The sequence below is a fragment of the Amycolatopsis sp. NPDC004772 genome, assembly GCF_053601215.1.
On sequence record NZ_JBSGBK010000060.1, the window covers coordinates 34,613 to 54,088 of the forward strand.

13 protein-coding genes are annotated in these 19,476 nt (G+C 71.7%); 2 read left to right on the forward strand and 11 right to left on the reverse strand.

Going from position 1 to position 19,476, the window contains the following annotated elements:
- The 11 genes from ACWEF6_RS29485 to ACWEF6_RS29535 form a co-directional block, all read right to left on the reverse strand.
- On the reverse strand, positions 1 to 5,829 hold the full coding sequence (locus ACWEF6_RS29485) for a type I polyketide synthase (protein ID WP_449685909.1): 5,829 nt from the start codon (positions 5,827 to 5,829) through the stop codon (positions 1 to 3).
- A 252-nt stretch (positions 5,830 to 6,081) separates the two neighbouring features.
- Positions 6,082 to 6,876, reverse strand: a complete 795-nt coding sequence (locus tag ACWEF6_RS29490; protein ID WP_449685910.1) for a TIGR03084 family metal-binding protein — start codon at positions 6,874 to 6,876, stop codon at positions 6,082 to 6,084.
- Positions 6,869 to 7,969, reverse strand: coding sequence for a carboxymuconolactone decarboxylase family protein (locus ACWEF6_RS29495; protein ID WP_449685911.1), 1,101 nt, complete (start codon positions 7,967 to 7,969; stop codon positions 6,869 to 6,871). Before ACWEF6_RS29495 ends, ACWEF6_RS29490 begins: the two co-directional genes overlap by 8 nt.
- Before the next feature lie 161 nt (positions 7,970 to 8,130).
- On the reverse strand, positions 8,131 to 9,783 hold the full coding sequence (locus ACWEF6_RS29500; RefSeq protein ID WP_449685912.1) for a GMC family oxidoreductase N-terminal domain-containing protein: 1,653 nt from the start codon (positions 9,781 to 9,783) through the stop codon (positions 8,131 to 8,133).
- Positions 9,780 to 10,349: a DUF5987 family protein gene (locus ACWEF6_RS29505; protein WP_449685913.1), complete on the reverse strand. Its 570-nt coding sequence runs from the start codon at positions 10,347 to 10,349 to the stop codon at positions 9,780 to 9,782. The genes ACWEF6_RS29500 and ACWEF6_RS29505 overlap by 4 nt, the downstream gene beginning before the upstream one ends.
- Positions 10,350 to 10,383: 34 nt before the next feature.
- Complete coding sequence (locus ACWEF6_RS29510; protein WP_449685914.1) at positions 10,384 to 11,769, reverse strand: cytochrome P450; 1,386 nt, start codon at positions 11,767 to 11,769, stop codon at positions 10,384 to 10,386.
- The gene (locus ACWEF6_RS29515; protein ID WP_449685915.1) at positions 11,766 to 12,773 is read right to left on the reverse strand and encodes an enediyne biosynthesis protein; all 1,008 of its coding nucleotides are present in this window, start codon (positions 12,771 to 12,773) and stop codon (positions 11,766 to 11,768) included. Before ACWEF6_RS29515 ends, ACWEF6_RS29510 begins: the two co-directional genes overlap by 4 nt.
- A 4-nt stretch (positions 12,774 to 12,777) precedes the next feature.
- Complete coding sequence (locus tag ACWEF6_RS29520) at positions 12,778 to 14,751, reverse strand: FG-GAP repeat domain-containing protein (RefSeq protein ID WP_449685916.1); 1,974 nt, start codon at positions 14,749 to 14,751, stop codon at positions 12,778 to 12,780.
- Positions 14,748 to 15,731, reverse strand: a complete 984-nt coding sequence (locus ACWEF6_RS29525) for a DUF1702 family protein (protein WP_191307823.1) — start codon at positions 15,729 to 15,731, stop codon at positions 14,748 to 14,750. Before ACWEF6_RS29525 ends, ACWEF6_RS29520 begins: the two co-directional genes overlap by 4 nt.
- Positions 15,732 to 15,838: 107 nt before the next feature.
- Positions 15,839 to 16,834 carry a DUF1702 family protein gene (locus ACWEF6_RS29530; RefSeq protein ID WP_449685917.1) on the reverse strand — a complete coding sequence of 332 codons (996 nt, stop codon included), beginning with the start codon at positions 16,832 to 16,834 and terminating at the stop codon, positions 15,839 to 15,841.
- Positions 16,835 to 16,865: 31 nt separating this feature from the next.
- Positions 16,866 to 17,768, reverse strand: coding sequence for a helix-turn-helix domain-containing protein (locus tag ACWEF6_RS29535; RefSeq protein WP_449685918.1), 903 nt, complete (start codon positions 17,766 to 17,768; stop codon positions 16,866 to 16,868).
- Positions 17,769 to 18,259: 491 nt separating this feature from the next.
- On the opposite strand from ACWEF6_RS29535, the gene ACWEF6_RS29540 reads away from it, so the two are divergent.
- Both ACWEF6_RS29540 and ACWEF6_RS29545 read left to right on the forward strand, forming a co-directional pair.
- A complete protein-coding gene (locus tag ACWEF6_RS29540) occupies positions 18,260 to 19,108 on the forward strand; it encodes an AfsR/SARP family transcriptional regulator (RefSeq protein ID WP_449685919.1) in 849 nt (282 codons plus the stop codon).
- On the forward strand, positions 19,105 to 19,326 hold the full coding sequence (locus ACWEF6_RS29545; RefSeq protein ID WP_449685920.1) for a hypothetical protein: 222 nt from the start codon (positions 19,105 to 19,107) through the stop codon (positions 19,324 to 19,326). The genes ACWEF6_RS29540 and ACWEF6_RS29545 overlap by 4 nt, the downstream gene beginning before the upstream one ends.
- Positions 19,327 to 19,476 lie beyond the last annotated feature (150 nt).

The following is a 19,476-nucleotide window of genomic DNA, read 5'->3' on the forward strand; positions in this document are numbered from 1 at the left end:
TCAGTTCCCCTCTGCCTGGAGCACGGCGAAGACGATCGGGGCGGTCCGGTCGTTGACGGTGGTCGACCAGGTGGCGATCCGGGCGTTCCCGGAAGCGAGCAGCGCCCACCCGTCGGCGTCGACCTGGCGCACGGTCAGCGCCTGGGTCATCGACCCGGTCTTGCGCACGCACTCCAGCGCACTCCACACCCGGGTGTTGGCCACGCTGATCGGTTCGCCGGTGTCGGCGGCCAGCAGCCGGCCGAGGGTGAGGAGTTCTTCGCCGAGCAGCCCGGCCCAGTCCTCTTCGCTGCGCTCGATCGCCGTCTCGATGTCGCAGGTCACCGGGCTGGTGCCGGCGACCGCGAGGGTCAGCTGTGCGGTGTGCGACGCGGTGATGTGGACCCCGCCGTCGCACTCCGGCTTGCCGTCGGGGCGGTACCGGATCTCGACCGGCCGGTCGAGCGCCCGGCCCGCGGCGAGCGCCGTCTGCGCCCTCCGCTCGGCGACGCCCCCGGCCGGGCGCCCGGCCGGGTCCGGCTCGAGCACCACCGACCGCGTCCCGCCGAGCAGGCGCTCACAGGAACGCTCCACATAGGACCCCAGCATCGAGGGGACCCACGGCCCGGCGCCGTCGCGCTTGCGGACCGCGCGCAGCTTCAGGCCTTCCCAGCGCTCGACCAGCGTCCCGTCGGGGTTGCGCACGTCCAGGTCGTAGACGTAGCTGTCGCCGTCCTGGAAGCGTTCCTTCGCGTCCAGCAGGACGTACTCGTCGTGCTGACGGCCCGGCTCGGCCAGGTACAGCTTCTCGATGCCCTGCGGCAGCAGCGTCGCGTCGGGGACGCAGCACTGGATCGCGTGCATCATCGCGTCCCGCGTGCCGGGGTCGGCCAGCAGCCGCTCCTGCGGCAGGAAGGGCGCGAACCACGAGAAGTCCGCGGTGGTCGCGATCTCGGCGACCGCGTGCCGGGCGCTCGCCCGCCGGTAGCCGAGGACGCGCTGGAACCGCTTGCCCTGGAACAGCACCGAGCCGTACAGCTCGCTGATCGGCTCCACCGGAACCGGCGGCAGCGCGACGTCGCGGGCGGCCTTCTCCCCCAGCTCGGCCGGCCGGGCGAAGCTCAGCCGGGCCCGGAAGTGGTCGGCGCTGAAGCCGGTCTCGTCACTGCGGATGACGACGTCCACGGTGTCGGCGTCGCGGGCCAGCGTGGCCAGCCGGATCGTGGTCGACCCGCCGGGCGAGACGATGATCGGCCGGAGGAACTCGACGTCGGAGAGCACCGGGGTGCCGGTGCGGTCCAGCGTCGCCGCCGCGGCCTGCGTCATCGCCTCCATGCCGAGCACCGCCGGGAACAGCAGCTGCCCGTCGAGCAGGTGGTCGGTCAGGTACGGGTCGGCCCCGTCGGACAGGTCCGCCTCGGTGATCAGCTCGACACCCGGGTAGTGCACGATCGCGCGGTCGACGAACCGGGTCAGCGGCAGCTCCCGCTTCCGGATCGGCAGCGTGGGCAGGCCCGCCGTGCGACCGCAGACCACCAGCACCGGCGGCGCGGCCGGGTCGGCCAGCACCCGGCGGAGGACGGCGATGCCCTCCTCGGTCGGGATCGGCGTGATGCCGTCGCGCATCAGGGCGCTGACCACGCCGAGCTTTTCGCCCATGCCGGTGCCCGACCAGACCGACCACTCCAGTGCGATCGCCCGGGCCTTCGGGTGTTCCTGGCCGAAGCGCAGGGTCAGCTCGGTCATCCAGTCGTTCGCCGTGGCGTAGTGCGCTTCACCGCGCAGGCCGGCCCGGCCGATGATGCTGCCGAAGGTGACCAGGAGCTTGATCCGGTCCTGGTCGACCGCGGCGAGCACCGCGTTGAGGCCGCCGATCTTCGGGGCGAGGGTCTTGCGGAAGCTGTCCTCGGTCAGGCTGAAGAGGGCAGCCGGCTCGTTGCGGCCCGCGCCGTGCAGGATCGCGGTGACCGGGCCGAGTTCGGCCTCCATCCGGGCGACCGCCGCAGCCACCTGCGGGGCGCTGGTGACGTCGGCGCGCTCGTAGCGGTAGCGGATGCCCACCGCCTCCATGCGGTCGAGGTTCTCCGCCAGCTCGCTGTCGGACTCCGGGTCGCTGCGCCCGAGCAGGGCCAGCCGCGCCCCGGAATCCTTGGCGAGCGCCAGCGCGCTCTCCGCCGTGATGCCCTTGCCGCCGCCGGTGACGAGCAGGACGTCGGTCGCGTCCAGCGAGTCGCGCAGCGGGCCGGGCTTCGGGGCGGGCAGCGCGGACAGCCGAGGCACCGTGCGCCCGCCGTCGGCGCCGTAGCGCGCTTCGGTGAAGTCCGTGGTCGCGGCGACCTCGGCCACCACCGTCGTCACGGCCGACGCGATCGCGTCCACAGTGGACGGCTCCGGGTCGGCGAGGTCGATGATCGTCGTCTTCGCCGACGGGTCCTCCAGGCGCAGGGTCCTGGCCAGGCCGGCCGCCCCGTAGCCGTGGTGGACGACCACGAACCGCGTGCCGTTGGGGGCGGCCATGACCGCGCGGCCGGCTTCGAGGAACAGGCCGACGTGGCTGGCGTCGCAGTCCGCCGGCAGGCAGAGCAGCACGCCGTCCCCGGCGCCGGACCGCGCGAGCGCGGCCTTCAGCGGTTCGGCCAGCGGGTGGCGCGGCGTCGCGAAGACCTGCCATTCGGCGTTCCCCGCCCCCGACGTGAGGTCCGCGGCGGGCCGCGGCGCGGGCACGTACTCGACCGCGAACGGCCGGACCCACGGACCCACGCCGGGGGCCTCGCCGGTGGCGGTGTCGGCCGGTTTCGCCGTCTGCGCCAGCTCGTCGATCATCTCGGCGAGGTCGCCGAGGCACACCGTCGCGAAGTTCGGCATGCCTTCCAGCGCGGGGCGGCCCAGCGCCCGGGTGACGTCGTTGACCAGCTGCCCGACCGTGATCGACGACAGGTGCAGGTCGTCGAGCGGGTGCGTGTCGGCGGTGACCGCCTCCAAGGGCAGCTCGACGCGCTCGGCGGCGAACTTGCGCAGCAGGTCCAGCGTCGAACCGGTGTCCGCGTCGGACGCCTCGGCGTCCGAGGCGGCGGCCTCCGCCTTCTCCGCGGCCAGCTCGGCGGCCAGCTCGCTGTCGATCGACGCCCCCGCCTCGCACGGGCTGGCCAGGAAGGTGAACTGGCCGTCGGCGGGCAGGGCGCGGACGATCCGGCCTTCGAACAGCGCGTCCACCGAGATCTGCGCGCCGAGCGCGAACGCCGCGCCCACGACCCGCAGCAGGGCCTGCAGCGACGCGTTGTCCGTGTCGATCGCGAGCACCGGGGTCTCCGGCTCGATCTCCTCGAACAGCCCGGTCAGCACCCGGCCGGGCCCGACCTCGACCACCAGGTCGCTGCGCTCGGCCACCTTGGCGGCGGCCTCACGGAAGCGGACCGGCAGCACGATCTGGTCGCGCAGCAGCCCGGGCAGGTCCTCCGCGGCGTGCAGCACGTCCCCGCTGACGGTCGAGACGACCGGCCGCTCCAACCGCGCGAAAGCGAACTCGCCGAGCCGCTCGGTCATGGCGTTCGCGGCCGGCTCGACCGCCGGCGAGTGGAAGGCGTGCGAGACCTTGACGCGGGTCGCGGTGACCCCCTGGGCCTTCGCCCGGGCGACGATCCGGTCGATCGCCCCGGCCGGCCCGGAGATCACCGTCTGCTCGGGCGCGTTGTACCCGGCGATGACGACGTCGTCGCCCAGGCCCAGCTCCTCGACCCGGCCGGGCGAAGCGGCGATGCTCGCCATCGCGCCGGTGCCGTCGCCCACGGTCGTGGCCATCACCTTGCCGCGGATCGTGGCGAGCTTCAGCAGCGCCCGCTCGTCGAGCGCGCCGCCCCAGTGCAGCGCGGTCAGCTCGCCGAGGCTGTGGCCGGTGGCCGTCGCCGCCTCGATGCCGAACGAGCGCAGCACCCGCAGCGCGGCCAGCGAACCGGTGACGATCCGGGGCTGCGCCACCTCGGTGGCGACCTGGTCGCCGGTGATGGGCAGCGCGGCGGCGCGGTGGATCTCGTCCGCCACGGCGAACCGGCGGCGCAGCGCCCCGTCGCCACCGCGGCCGGAACCCTGGCCGGGGAACAGGTAGCCGATCTTCGGCGCGGAGCCGCGGCTGCCGGCGAAGATGCCGTCGGCGCTGTCGAAGACCGAGTCACCCGACTCGAGCTGTTCGAGCAGCTTGGTCAGCTTCCGCTCGGCGTGCTCGGGGTTGGCCGCGACGACCGCGGCGCGCACCGGCTTGCCCGACAGGTCCTTCGCCAGCGTGCCGGCGAGGTCGGTCAGCTCCGCGAACGACAGCTTCGGCACGGTTTCCAGCACCGCGGCGATGTTCCCGCGCAGGGTGGCGAGGTCGTCGGCGTCGAACAGCAGCAGCTCGGCGTCCTGGCGGCCGGCGACCAGCGAACGGGCCCGCTCGTCGAGCTCCCGGCGCCGGGGTGCGGTCGGCGCCTCGGTAACCGTGACGTGGGAGTTGATGCCGCCGAAGCCCATTGCGGAGACACCGGCACGGACCGGCTGGTCCTCCGGCCACAGCGTCGCCTCGCGCGGGACGTACATCCGCGCCGAGGAGCCGGTGAGCGACTCGTGCGGGGTGTGGTGTCCGGTCGCGGGCGGGATGACCTGGTGGTACACCGCCAGCGTCGCCTTGATCAGGCCGGCGACGCCGGCAGCGGCCTTGGTGTGGCCGATGTTGCCCTTGATCGTCGAGAGCGCGGCCTGCTTGGCCAGCGGGTCGGCGTCGCGGCGGGCCGTGGACAGCGCCTCGATCTCGGTTTCGTCGCCCAGCGCGGTGCCGGTGCCGTGGCCCTCGAAGTAGGAGACGGTCTCGACGCCGTAGCCCGCGCGGTCGTAGGCGCGTTCGAGAGCCAGCCGGTGCCCGGACGCCTTGGGCCGGGTGATGCCGCCCTTGCCGTCGGACGACACGCCCCAGCCGCCGATCGACGCGTAGATCCGCTTGCCCTGCTCCAGCGCGTCACTCTCGCGCATCAGGACCAGCATGCCCGAGCCCTCGCCGGGCCAGAAGCCGTTCGAATCGGCGTCGTAGACCTTCATCTCGCGCTTGGCGAGCGCGCCGGTCTTCGCGAAGCCGATCACCTCGAACGGGTCGATCGACAGGTCGACGCCACCGGCGATGGCGAGGTCGAAGTCGCCCTGGACGAGCGCGTTGGCCGCGGTCACCACCGACAGCAGCGAGGACGAGCAGGCGCCGTCGACGGTGTACCCGCCGCCGGCGAAGTCGAAGTAGTTGCAGACCCGGCCGGCGATCGTGTTGGCCAGGCCGCCGGCGAGAGAGTCCTCGTTGATCTCGGGGAACGGCTCCTTGTACTGGACTTCGAGCTCCCGCAGGAAGTTCGCGGTCTCCTCGTCCTCCCAGCCGCGGGCGGTCAGCGCCGCCGCGACCGTGCGGCGCACGTACGGCCAGCGCAGCCGCATGATGTTGGCGCGGGAGAACTCACCGGTCAGGCTGTTGCCGATGACGACGCCGGTGCTCTGCTTCGGGGCGCCTTCGCCGTCACCGAACCCGGCGTCCGCGAGGGCCTCCGCGGCGACCTCGAGGGCCAGCCAGTGCGTCGTGTCGGTCGCCCGGAAGGTGCTGCCGGCGATCTTGTGCGTCACCCGGTCGAACTCGTAACCCCGCAGCACGGCCGCCTTCTGCGAGTAGAAGCGGTCCGGTGCCTTCGGATCGGGTGAGTAGTAGTCCGCCCGGTTCATCCGCTCGTCCGGCAGCCTGCGGAACGCCCGCCGCCCGGCGAGCACGTTTTCCCAGAGCTCCTCCGGAGAACTCGCGTCGGGGTACCGGAGACCGATACCGACGATCGAAATCCGCTCTACGCTCATGCCACCGCACTCCCACTGGCTCTCGAGCCCCATACCATCGGAACCATCCGGTCCCCGCTGCCCACTGGTGCGGGACCCGGGGTCCAGGCGCTGGCCTGTCTCCGTCTGGCGGCGCCGCCGCTGCCCGGTGCTCCGGGTCGCCGGGCCATCCGGTCCAGCATCTCCGGGCGATGCGGACCGGCTTCTCCTCTTGCTGCCCGTGCCCGGGTCGTCAGCACGACCGGACACCGACCTGTACTGTCCACAAAGGATTCATGCGTCGAACTGGCCGGGGCGGCGCCCCGCCCCGGCCGGCCCGCGATAGGCCTGGGCGATGTCGAGCCACTGGTCGGCCAGCGTGCCCGTCGCCCGCACGTCGAGGTCGAAGCGGTGCCGCCGCCGGGTGACGAGCAGGCAGAAGTCCTCGGCACTGCCGGTGACCCGCTGGGCCGCGTCCTCCGGCCCGAACGCCCAGCGCGCGCCCGAAGGCGCGGTGAGTTCGAACCGGAACTCTTCCGCGGGCGGCGTCAGGTTCCGCGCCTCGTAGCCGAAGTCCCGGACCCGAACGGAAAACCCGGCGATGTGCCGGATCCGGTCGGTGCGCTCGAGGCGCACGCCGAGCGCGTCGGCGATGTCCTGGCCGTGGCCGAACACCTCCATCATCCCCGCGCACGCCAGCACGTACGGCGGCAGCGGGTTCACCAGCCACGGCACCAGCTGGTTCCCGGGCACGGCCGCGAGGGCCTTGAGCCCCGCGTCCCGCTCGGCCCGCCAGCGCGTCAGGAGCACCTCGGCCGGGTCGTGGACGTAGTCCTCCAGCGCGGCGTTGACCGCGGCCTCGAACCCGCCGGACAGCGACTTCGTCATGGCCACGAACGCCTCCGGCTGCGCCGCCGACAGCCCCGCGATCCGGAAGATGAACGCGAGGTGCGCGATCTGGTGGCGGACGGTCCAACCCGGCGCGGGCGTGGGGGTGTCCCACTCCGCCTCGGTGAGCCCCGCGACGAGCGCGTCCACCTCGGCGGCCTCGGCGGTCAGGTCGGCGATCACGCCCGTGGTGTCAGTCACCTGTCAGTCCTTTCCCCGATGCGACGTCTTCTCCCGATCGATCATCACCGTTGCGGCCTGGGAAGTCTTCTCTTCGCGGGCGGAGCCGGTCGCCCGCCGCCACGGCCGCGGTGAGGGCCGCCCACGACACCAGCTCGACCACCCCGCGGTGGTCTGTCCGCTCCGGACTGACCGCGGCGATGTCGGCGTCCGTCACCTGGTAGGCGGACCGGGCGGTCAGCAGGGCGACCCGGCCGGCGGCGCGTTCCTCCGCCGGGAGTTCGGCCAGGACCGGCTCCACCCACGCGCGGCTCAGCCCGGGCGGTGTCCCGTCCCACGCCTTGAGTTCCCGGCGGACGAGCTCCCGCACGCGGGACGGCACCGAGCGTTCCCCGGCGGCCTCGATCGCCACCACGGCCCGCGCGAAGGCGTCCGACAGCGTGTCGCCCGGCTCCGGCCCCGGCGCGGCGGGCAGCAGGTCCAGTGCCTGCCCGGCCGGCGGCGCGGCACCCGGCTTGAGCAGGAAGCCCAGCACGGCCTTGGCCTTCGCCCGCGCCGACGGCGGAACGGCCTCCGGCAGCGGCGACGGCCCGAGGAACACGCTCACCATCCGGTTGAGGTAGTGGAACGCGACGGCCACGGCCGTGTACTCCGCCGCGACGTCGTCCGGCACGTCCGCGGGCAGGCTGCCTTCGCCGCCCGCCCACGCGGTCAGCGCGCGCAGGGCACCGTCCGGAATGGACGCGATGGTCCCGGCGCCGATGGCCGCGGCGGCGGCCGGCTCGCCCAGCGACCCGAGCGCCATCGCGTGCACCTCGACGCAGTACGGGCACGAGTTCGCCGCGGACACGGCGGCCGCGACGGCCTCCTTGCCGGCCCGGCTCGCCGACCCGCCCGCCACCAGCGACTCCCGCAGCATCAGCCACGCCGCGGCCAGCACCTCCGGCGACGCCGAGTGCAGCGCGATCGGCGGGGCGAGCATCCCGAAGTCCCGCTCGACCTGCCGGTAGACCTCCCGCACGAGCCCCTGCGCCCGCCCCGGCCGCACGACGTCGACGTACCGCACCTCCCGCAGCACCCGCCGCAAGGCAACCCGCACCAACCCCGCCGCCATACTTCCTCCTCAGCCCGGCGAACCCGCGTACCGGAAGCCGTAACTCGCGTGATCAGAGCCGGAACTCGCGTGATCGGAGCCGTAACTCGCGTGATCAGAGCCGTACCGCGCCGAATCACGCGAGTTCCGGCTTCAATCACGCGAGTTCCGGGTTTCGTGCCTCAGTTCCCGGCGACCAGGTCCAGTTTGGACACCGCCCGGCGGCCCGTGATCGAACCGTCGGGGGCCGGCGCGCCGTACTTGACGTCGACGTCGCGGGCCTGCAGGGCCCGGACGATGCCCGGGATCGACCGCTCGGCGAGCGCGGCGATGGTCATCGCCGGGTTCACCGTCAGCGCGCCCGGCACCGCCGCGCTGTCGGTGACGAAGATGCCCGGGTGGTTGCGCAGCTCGTGGTTCGGGTACAGCGCCGACGTCGCCGGGTCGTCACCGATCCGGCAGGACGCCAGCGGGTGCACGGTGTACGCCCCGACGACGTCGTTGGTCCACGGCGCGACCTTCGCCAGGCCGTCCTTCTCGATGATCGCCTTGCAGTCCGCGTCGGCCAGCGCCCAGCCGCGCCGGGTGTTCGTCGTCGGCTCGTAGCGCAGCGAGCCGCGGCCGAGCATCTGCTGCGAGATCCGGTAGGCGTTTCCGGTGGGCGGCGGGGCGCCGAACACGCCTTCGTTGTCGTCCTCGGTCATCAGGAAGATCGTCAGCCAGTTGGCCCACTGCTTGAGGATTTCCTTCTTCTCCGCCCCGAACCAGCGCGGCTCCTCGCCGCCGGGCACCTGGGCGAGGATGGTGCCCAGGCCCGGCGGGAAGTACAGCTGCTCCAGCGAGTACCGCTCGTACTCCGGCAGCGACCCGTCGAGCTTGTCCCAGTTCGCGACGGTCGGGCCCTTGCCGATGTGGTTGGCCGAGTAGACCGGACCGTCCTCACGGGACAGTCCCAGCACCTCGCGGACGCGGTCCTCGTCGATGATCGCGGTGTTGAGCCGCTCGCCGTTGCCGGAGAAGTACCGGCCGACACCGTGCGGCATCGTGCCGAGCGCGGCCTCCGAGCGCTGCAGGATCACCGGGGTGGCCCCCGCGCCGGCGGCGATGATCACGATCTTCGCCTCGATCACGCCGCTACCGGTGTGGATCCGGTAGTCTTCCTCGTCGATCAGGTCGAAGTAGACGCGGTAGCCGCCGTCCTCGGTGCGCTCGAGCCGCTGGACTTCGTGCAGCGGGCGGATCTCCGCGCCGTGTGAGAGGGCCGCGGGCAGGTAGTTCGTCAGCATCGAGCGCTTGGCGTCGAACTTGCAGCCCGCCATCATGAAGTTGCAGTTGACGCAGGTGGCGTTGTCGACCGCGACCGGCGCCGGGTTGGCCGTCCGGCCCGAGTGGTTGCAGGCCGCGGCCCACAGCCCGCCGGCGTAGGAGACGTCACTCCAGTCCTGTTTGGACACGGGCAGCGACTCGTCGACCCGGTCGTACCACGGCTCGAGCGAGTCGCGGTTGATCACCCACGGCCACATCCGGCGCCCGATGCTGCCGTGGCGCTCGAAGACGAACTTCGGCGCCCGCGGCATCGCGGCGAAGTACACGACGCTGCCGCCGCCGACGCAGTTGCCGCCGAGCACGCTCATCCCGTCGCCGACGACGAAGTCGAACGCCCGCGTGTAGGACGAGCCGAGCAGGTAGTCGTGCTCGAAGTCGGCCGAGGCCAGCCACGGCCCGCGCTCCAGCACGGTGACCTTGGCCCCGCCGGCGGCGAGGTGGTAGGCGGGGATGGATCCGCCGAAGCCGCTGCCGACGATGACGACGTCGGTCTTGTCGATGGCAGTCATGCGGGGCTCCCGGAAGGCGTGGTGTCGGGGTGGAGCTCGGCCAGCTTGCGGCCGTAGCCGTACTTCGGGAACCGCCAGAACCCGTCGGCATCCGGTGGGGTGTAGCCCAACGCCAGCAGGCCCGGGTGCCCTTCGCGAATGGCGTCGGCGGTGTGCTTGTGCGCGGCGCTGTCGAAGGCCATGTTGCAGAACAGCGCGAGGCTGACCCAGCCGTCCTTCTCCGGGTGGCCGGGTGCGGTCAGCCGCCGCACCAGCTCGCGGCGGTGCTCGTAGGGCAGCGCGACGAACGGCGGGACGTCGTGGTCGAGCGCGAGCTCCACTTCGCCCGCGTAGGTCTTCGCGTGATCGTTGAGCGACTGCGCGAGGTAGGGCAGGCCGACGGTGACGCCGGTCGCGTCGAAGTTCAGCAGCTCGAGCGCGCCCGCCGCCACCGCGCCGGGGCCGGGCGCGGCCCCGGCGATCGCCCGGTCGTCCTCGTTCCGCTTCTCCCCCGGCACGATCGTGTCCGCGTAGGCCTCGAGGGTCAGGTTCTTGACGCGTTCTTCTTCGGTGGCTTCGGGTTGCACCGGCCTACCTCCTCATCGAATGTCCACAGTGAACTCAGGCGGCCTCGGCCCGCCGCACCCGTTCCCGGCGGTGCACGGTCATCGGCAGCCCGCCGCGCACCCGCAGCGAGAGCATCGCTTCGGGGTCGACGACCTTGCCCGGCACCTTCCGCAGCACCAGGTCCCGCGCCGCCATGGCGAGCACGAACACCGCCTCCATCACGCCGAGGCTGTTGCCGATGCAGAACCTCGGCCCGGCGCCGAACGGGATGTAGGCGTAGCGCGGCGGCCGTCCGGCCGGGTTCGCCGGGTCGAACCGGCCGGGGTCGAACCGCTCCGGGTCGGTCCAGAACCCCGGGTGCCGGTGCAGCGTGTAGGGCACCACGACGACGTCGGAGCCGGCCGGCACGTGGTACCCGCCGATCTCGTCGTCGGCCTGGGCGACCCGCGGCAGCAGCCACACCGGCGGGTACAGCCGCATGACTTCCTCGACCACGGCCGCGGTGTAGGTGAGCCGGCGCAGGTCCTCGTGCTCGGGCAGGCGGTCACCCAGCACTTCGACGGCTTCGGCGTGCAGCCGCTCGCCGACGTCCGGGTGCTCGTCGATCAGGTGGAACGCCCAGCCGAGCGTGCTCGCCGTCGTCTCGTGCCCGGCCAGCAGCAGGGTGATCAGCTCGTCCCGCATGCGTTCGCGCGACGCACCCTGCGCGGACCCGGACGCGATCAGCCGCGACAGCACGTCCTCGCCGTTCTCGACCGGGTTCGCCAGCCGCTGCTCGACGAGCTCGTCGGCGATCCGGCGCAGGTCGTCGCGCGCGGTGCGGAACTCCAGCTGCTTCTTCAGCGGCACCCACTGCGGGATCGCGCTGAGCGTGACCGCCTCGAACATGGCCTGGTCCTGCACGGCCTCGAACGAGTGGCCGAGCGTTTCGTACCCGCCGAGCTCGGCGTCGAGCAGCGTCTTGCCGAGCACGCCGAGGGTCAGGCCGGTCATCTCGTGCAGGATCTCGACCGGCCCGTCGTGCGCGGCGAGCCGCTGGATCAGCGCGTCCACTTCGGCCGCGACGACGGCGGCCTGCCGCGAGATCCGCTTCGGCTGGAACACCGGCTGAATGGTCCGCCGCTGCTCGCGCCACGTCTCGCCGTCGCTGGTGAGCAGGCCGTCGCCGAGGGCCCGGCGGGCCTCCTGCAGGCCGATGCCCTTGTGGTAGTTCGCGGCGTTGTCCGCGAGGACGTGCTTCGCGAGGTCCGGGTGGTTCACCAGGTACATCGCCTTCGGGCCGATGGCGATGCGGACGACGTCGCCGTAGATCTCGGCGTTGTCGCCCATGAGCGCGAGCCGGTCGGTGAAGAGCTGCTTCAGCAACCGGAGGGTCGCCCGGCGCGGCGGCCCGGGCGGCGCGAGGTGCGCCGCCCGGGCTCGGTGCTGGCGGCCGGTCATGCCGCGACGGTTCCCGGCTTCTCGCCGTCCGCTTCCGCCGGCGCGGGCGCGAGCTCCAGTTTCGCCTTCTGCTCGGCCTGCTCGGCCTCGAACTTGATCCGCGCCTTGTTCGAGAAGTGCAGCGCCCACAGGAACATGCCGCGGATCAGGCAGACGGTCGCGGTGGCCAGGAAGAGCCCGTAGGCCACGTGCACGGCGGTGAAGAAGCCGTACGCGAGTGCCACCCCGGCCCCGAAGGCGAACTGCGAACCCGGCTTCGACGGCGACGTGCCCGGGTCGGTCACCATGTAGTTGGTGTAGAGCACGAACGCGACACCGGTGGCCATCGCCAGCGCGCCGGGGATCGACGTGCCGAAGAGCCAGCCGCGGACGACGGCCTGGATGACGAAGAAGCTCAGCCAGCCCGCGATGAGGAACATCCGGCCGGTCAGCAGCGCGTTGAGCACCGTGCCCGACACGAGGATGATGCCGACGATCAGCCAGCCGCCCCAGGTGGGGATCTGCTCCGTGAAGTGGTACGGCGGGGCGATGCTCGCCCACGGGAACACGAGCAGGATGATCGTGATGCCGAAGTTCGACGGGTTCATGTAGTGCCGCATCCGGCCGTACACCGGTGCCTGCAGGATCCACTTCGCGCCGACCGCGACGACCACGCCGAAGATCATCACGAGGATCCGGTCGTTGACGTAGGTCAGCATGTTCAGCGCGAGCCCGGTGATGTGCGCCGGGAGCAGGAACTCCATCAGACCCTTGAACCCGTTGCCCTTGAAGCGGACCGCACGGGAGGTGACGCGGGCGTTGATGATTTCGAGCAGGATCTCCGTGGTGTACGCGGTCGCCAGCGCGACGAACGGGTACAGCCACGGCTGCTCGAAGCCGAGCACGGTGTAGCCGATGATGTTGAAGATCGTGATCGAGATCGCGAAGCGGCGCAAGGCGGTGACGACCTTGTTGGTCCGCTTGGGTGGCGTGGTGTCCACTTTGGTCAGAGTCGGGGTGGCCATCACGTCACATCGCTTCCTTCGCCGTGGTGCCGAGCTGGTACATGTGGCAACCGGGTTCGAGCTTCAGGTTCTGGGTCCGCAGCTGCCCGGTCCGGTCCCGCCACTGCAGGTGCACGTCGAGCGGGCCGCTGACGTCGTGCCCGAGGCCGATCTGGACGTCGAAACTGCGCCGGCCGGCCTCACCGCTGCTGCCGTCGACCCGGCCGAGGTACTTCTTGCCGTCCGCGGTCGTCACGGTGGCCTGGGCACCGATCGCGGGCGGGCCGGCCGCGGGCAGCGGGCCGGGCGCCACCGGGGCGTCGGTGGTCAGCTTCAGCTGCAGGTACTTGCCCGGGTTCGGGCTGTCGTTGTGGTAGAAGATCGGCGCCTCGTACTGCCGCGCCACCGCGAACTCGGGCAGGCCGTCGCCGTCGGTGTCGCCGACGGCGATGCCGCGGGTGGGCACCGGGACCGCCAGGCCCAGCTGCGGCGCGAGGTCGGTGTACCGGCCGTCCGCGCTCTTCACGAAGAAGTGCAGGGTGTGGTCGCCGCCGATGTCGTCACCGGCACGGGCGTTCGGCCACCAGAGCGGGTTGGACAGCAGGCCGTCGTGCGCCGTGGCCAGCTCCTGCAGGTTCGGCCAGCGGTTGACCTGGCCCTTGACGAACCCGGTCGCCTGCGCGATCTGGTTCTCGCCGCCGTTGTTGAAGTCCTGGATTTTGACGTCCCAGCCCCAGCCGGACCAGGCGGTCCCCTGGCTGCCGCTCACGTCGTCGAACGGCGCGACCCCGTCCTGCAGCTGCTTGCGCAGGTCCATGGTGTTCTTCGCGGTGTTCATGAACTGGAAGTTCGACTCTTCGATGCCCCACGACGTGGTGATGTTGCTGACGAACAGGTCGTAGAGCCCGTCGTGGTTCAGGTCGCCGAAGTCGACGCCCATGCCCTTGAAGGAGTCGTTGCCCAGCACCTTCGACTTCGGGTCGGTGATCCCGCGGACGCCGGTGACCTCGGCGAGCTCGATGTGACCCGGCGTGGACTTGTTGTAGAGCAGCCGGTCGTGCCCGAAGTCGTTGGCGATGTAGAGCTCCGGCAGGCTGTCGCCGTCGATGTCGGTCGCGCTGGAGGCCAGCGTCCAGCCGTAGCGGGCGACTTCCGGGATGCCCTGCGAAGCATCGACGTACTGCGCGCTCGGGTTCGCGCCGGACGCGGCGCCGGTCCAGCGGTAGATGTACTTCGCGCCCGAGTTCAGCGCGTGCGACATCGACTGGTTCATCGTGATGCCGCCGTCGGCGTTCGGGTCGAGGACCCGGCTGTCCGGGAAGTAGTTCCCGATGAAGATGTCGACGTGCCCGTCACCGTCGAAGTCGCCGATGGTGGCGGAGTCGGTGTTCCACATCGGGCCGTTGTACTTCCCGTCCGGGCCGCGGTGGTTGCCCGCCACCAGCTCGACCGGCTGGAACGCGGCCGCGTCGAACTTCGCCGCGGTGGCCTTCTGCAGGAACAGCACCGGCGTGCGGCCCCAGTAGTAGGCCAGGACGTCGGTACGGCCGTCTTCGTTGTAGTCACCCGGGACGCAGCCCATCGGCGCCATGTAGTCCCACGTCGGCAGCACCGGCGCGGGGTCGAGCTCGAAGGGCGCGTACCGCGGGCCCGAGTCCGGCGACGGCGTGATGACGACCTGGTCGCTGCGGGTGTCGACCAGGCAGAGGTCGTTGGCCTTGCCGGTGCCGCTGATGTCGTTGAGCGCGATCGCGGCGCCGACCGAGGAGATCCACGCGGCGATGTCCTCGTACTCCTTGTTCACCGTGCGGATCGACTGCGCCTTCTTCGCCGCGGGCAGCGCGATCGACATCGGCGTGAAGTGGAACTTGCTCGCCATCGAGTCCTGCTCGGCGGCGGAGACGCTGGGCAGGCGCGCGACCAGGAACAGGGTGAAGATCAGCGCCAGCGCCACGATGCCCGCCAGCTGCTTGCGCAGCCGGCCCAAGGTCGCGGTCATTCGTGCACACCTCCGTGCGTCAGGACTTCGTCGGCGATCCGCCGCCGCCAGGTTTCGAACGCCGGGACGTCGTCACCGTCGACGACCACCTCCGGCCGGACCTCTTGCGTGATGGCCGCCGCGCGCTCGGCCGGGAGCCCGCAGATCGCCCGGGCCGCCATCTCGGTCTCCGGGATCATCAGGCCCGAGCGCACCCGGCACTCGGCCGCGAACGCGCTTCCCTGCGCCAGCGGCCCGTGGTGGATGCCGGCCCGGTCGACCAGTTCCCGCAGCTCGTCGGCCGTGACGCCGCACGCGTAGGTCGAGGCCAGCCCGACCCCGGCGTAGAGGTCGCCGTGGCGCGACTCGGGGAACTCCTCGATCGTCTTCGTCACCAGCTCGACGTCGGTACCGCAGATGAACCACAGCGCCCGGCCGATGCCCTGGTCGATGGCGCGCAACGCGTAACCGTCGTAGCGCTTGTCCGGCCACGAGAAACCCGGCTCCTGGTACTGCTGCCGGATGTACTGGTCGGTCTTGAAGTACGCCTGGTGGAAGCCGTAGCCGTCGAGCACGAGCCAGCGCAGCAGCGGGTCGAACGCCGAGGCCTTCGGCCACGCGAACCGCGGGAGCCGGCACATGGCCCAGCCGACCCCGACGTAGATGATGTAGTCGTGCTTCTCACCGGGGCCGGCCAGGAATTCGGCGATGTTCGTGCTCTTGCCGAACGGCAGCCCGTCGAGGACGCCGTACCCCATTCCCGCGCCTTCGTAGGCGAAGCCGCGGAACTGCGGTGGGATGCGCTCCAGCCATTCTTCGGCTTGCTCGACCGAACGGGCCTCGACCGCGTGCGCGTACCCGAGGAGGAATTTCTCCCCGATGGTCTCGAGTCGTTCTTGAGCGGCTGGGCTCTTGCGGTGGAAGCCACGCTTTTCCAGCGAGGTCTCCGAAACGTTCGGTGTCAGGATGCGGCGTCTGAGCGCGCGCCAGCCATTGCCCAACGCACTCTCCCCCTCACGGGTCGAATGAGACTTGGTTCTGCTCGTCTCTTCCACGGTCACAGATCCGCTGGTCGGCGGTCTACTCCACGGTTGCGTGAGATCACCGCTCAGCTCGCCCGTCGCGCGGCGGCGGGACGGAGCTCTTCCCGGATCCGCTCCCGCCACAGCTCGTAGGGCGGCACCGGCCCGTCGTCGCCGTCGGCGCGCTCGGTGCGGTCGGCCAGGTTCTGCGCCTCCTGCACGGTCAGGTCGGCCAGGGCACCGCACGCGAGGTCGGTGTGCGCCGGGACGTATCCGGAATAGGTCCGCGCCTTCACCGCGAACACCACGCCCAGGCCGAGCTCGTCGTGGTACCCGCCGGCCGCCCGGCGCAGCCGCGCCAGCCCGAGCTCGTCGCTGCCGCCCGCGAACGTCGCGGCGAGCCCGATCCCGCTCCACAGGTCGGCGCGGCGGGATTCGGCGAACCGGCCGGCCGCGGCGGCCACCGCGTCCGGGTTCCCGCCGTGGATGAACCACAGCGCGCGGCCGACCCCCTGGTCGAACGCGCGGGCGAAGTACTCCGGGCGGCCGGCCCACGGGTAGGGCTCCGGGGCCGCCTGCCGCTCCACCCACTTCCCGGTGTCGAAGTAGGCGCGGTCGAAGCCGTAGCCGTCGACGGCGAGCCAGCTCATCACCGGGTGGTAGGCCACCCCGGTCAGCTCGGGCAGCATCTTCTTCCACAGTGGACGCGGCAGCCGCGCCATCGCGAACCCGATCCCGATGTAGGTCAGGAAGATGTGCGGGCGGCCCGGTCCTTCGAGCAGCTCGCGGGTCCGGTCCGAGCCGCCGCCGGGCATGGCGTCGAGGACGGAATAGCCCATCGCCGCGCCCTCGTAGGCGAACCCGCGCTGTTCGGGCTCGATCAGCGCGAGGCGCCGCTCGATCTCCCACAGCGACGCGCCTTCGATGGCCCATTCGAACCCGCACACGACCGCCTGCGGCACCGCTTCCAGGCGGGCCGTGGCGTCGGTGTGCACCACCGGGAACCCGCGCTCGGCGAAGCCGACGGACGCGAGGGAGGGAGCGAGAACGCGCTTGCGCAGCACGCCGAGCAGAGTCGACATCCGGATCTTCCTGTCGTCGGAGGAACGGGGCTCAGGCGACGGCGCGCAGGTGCGGCCGTTGCGTGGCGAACTGCTGCCGGCTCGACGGCGTCGGCCGCGACGCCAGGGTGATCGCGATCGGCGGGTCGGTCAGCGCGGGCCGACGCAGCCGGACGGTGACGCCCGGCGGGTCGAACGGCGACACGGCGGCCGAGGCGGTCCCGACCGTGAAAGCGGGGCCGCTCTTGGCGTGCACGCTGTGGTCGGCGATCGCAATCACGGTCCAGTTGCCTTCCGGCACGCCGTGCACGGTCAACCGCCCGGACCGGGTGTTGGCCGAGCCGCCGAAGGCGACCGGGCCGCGCTGCGGCACGTTGTCGGCGAACACGCCGACGAGAACGGTGGCCGGGGCCGCGTCGTCCGGCAACACCAGGTCGACGTCCAGGTGGCCGGTGCCCATCGGCTGCGAAGCGCAGCCGGCTTCGCGCAGCGACCGCTGCGACGGCAGCCGCTGGAAGTACGCCGAGTGCGCGACGAGCAGCTCGCCGACGTCCGGTTCGCGGTACTCGGTCGGCGTCATGCCGACGGCCCGGACGAACCGGCTGGTGAAGGTGCCGACGCTGCTGTAGCCGACGCTGCAGACGATGTCCGACACGGTCAGGGAAGTGGTCAGCAGCAACCGTTTCGCCTCGAACAGGCGCACGGCCGTCAGGAACCGGCCCGGAGTGACCCCGGTCGCCTTCGCGAAGATGCGCGAGAAGTGGAAGGGGCTCACGTACACCTCGGCGGCCAGTGCCGACAGGGTGATGGGCTCGAAGTAGCGTTCGAGCAGCAGCTCGATCGCCCGCAGGATCGCCGGCTGGACGGGTTGTTCGCGTCTGAGCCGGTCCGCGTCCTCCGGTGGCTCGCCGGCCTCCCGCTGCGCCCCCGGGTACGCAACCGATCGCAAGATCATCAGTCCAACCTCGAATTCCTCCGCTTGGATTTCCCTCGCCGCCAGGTAAGACGCCGGATGTCGCGGGTCGGTGGACGACCGATCGAGCCTCGGCGGAGACCGGAGAAGGCGCTGTCGGCGGGGAACGCCGAACCCGTGCGAAGGGCACGGCTCCCGTCGTGCACTTCGCACGGATCCGTTGTGAAAGCTGCCCCGACACGGCGAGTGAGCACCGGCCTTCCGCCGTTCGCCCGGCCGGGCGGCATGATCCGGACGGCCAATCCGGCCGGTCGGGAGTCCGCGGCACGCGGCCGCGAAAAGTGCGGAACGCACGGGCCCGGGCGGAGAAACACAGTTCGACTCTGGTGGGCGGCTCACTGGCCGCACCCCGGCCGCTCTGTCACATTCGAGTGTGGACAGCCGGAGGATCGACGGTACATCGGGAGTACATCGGTCCTGACGCGGCACTACTGGGGAGCCGGCAGACGGCTGCACACTGGAGGCGTTCGGCAATGTACTCCGAAACAAGGCTAGCGGCCACGGCGACCCCGCGGCCACGGGAACCATCCGAAAGTGTCGTCCGCTTCACGGTCCTCGGCCCGCTCGGCCTCCTGCGTGACGGCGTCGACTACGCGCCGACGACGCCGAAGGTCCTGCAGCTGCTGGCCTTGCTGGTGGTCCGGCCGGGCCGGCTGGTCCACGCCGACTCGATCATGCAGGAGCTGTGGGCCAGCGACCCGATCCGCACGGTGCGGACCACCCTGCACACCTACGTCTACCACCTGCGGCGGTGCATCCAGCAGAACGGGCTCGCGGAGAACGCCGACGACCTGCTCGTCACCAAGAACCCGGGCTACGTCTTCCGCATCGACCCCGCGCAGGTGGACGTCTTCCGCTTCGACCGGCTGCAGCAGGAAGGGCAGGTCCTGCAACGGAACGGGCGGCACGACGACGCGGCGGGCCGGTTCCGCGAGGCGCTGGACCTGTGGTCGGGCCCGCCGCTGGCGAACGTCTCTTGTGGACCGGTGCTGCAGTCGTACGTGACCCAGCTGGCCGAGCAGCACCGCACCACGCTGCACCTGCTGGTCGAGGCGGAGATCGCCAGCGGACGGCACCGCGAGCTGATCGGCGAGCTGCGGTCGCTGACCGGGGGCAACCCGCTGGACGAAGCACTGCACGGGCAGCTGATGCGGGTGCTGGGCCGCAGTGGCCGCCGGTCCGACGCGATGGCCGTGTACCGCGACCTGCGCCGCCGGCTCGCCGAGGAGCTGGGCGTCGAGCCGTGCGACGACCTGCAGCTGCTGCACCGCGAGCTCATCTCCGAAGGCGACCACAACCAGTTCCACCCACTCACGAAGTGAGGACCGATGACCGCACGAACGCGAGCGTGGTGTACAAGCTCACCGACGACCGCGGCCGGGTCCTCCTCGACGTGATCGGCGGCCGGACGAGCGCCGCGGAGGCGGTCCGCACGGGCCGCATCGCGATCGACGGCAGGCCGGCCGACCTGGAGCTGTTCGCCCGGCTCTTCCGCAGCACCGCGGCACCTTCGCCGCAGGAGGGCATCGTCGTCCACTGAGGACAATGCCGTGGGGGGGCCCCCCCCCCGGGGGCACCCCCCAGCCCCTGGCCGGCCGCGGGCCCCCCGCCGCCCCGCCCCCCCCCCCCGTCACCCCACCCCGACACCCCCCCCCCCCCACAAAAACGGGGGCGGCCCGCACGCGCAGAA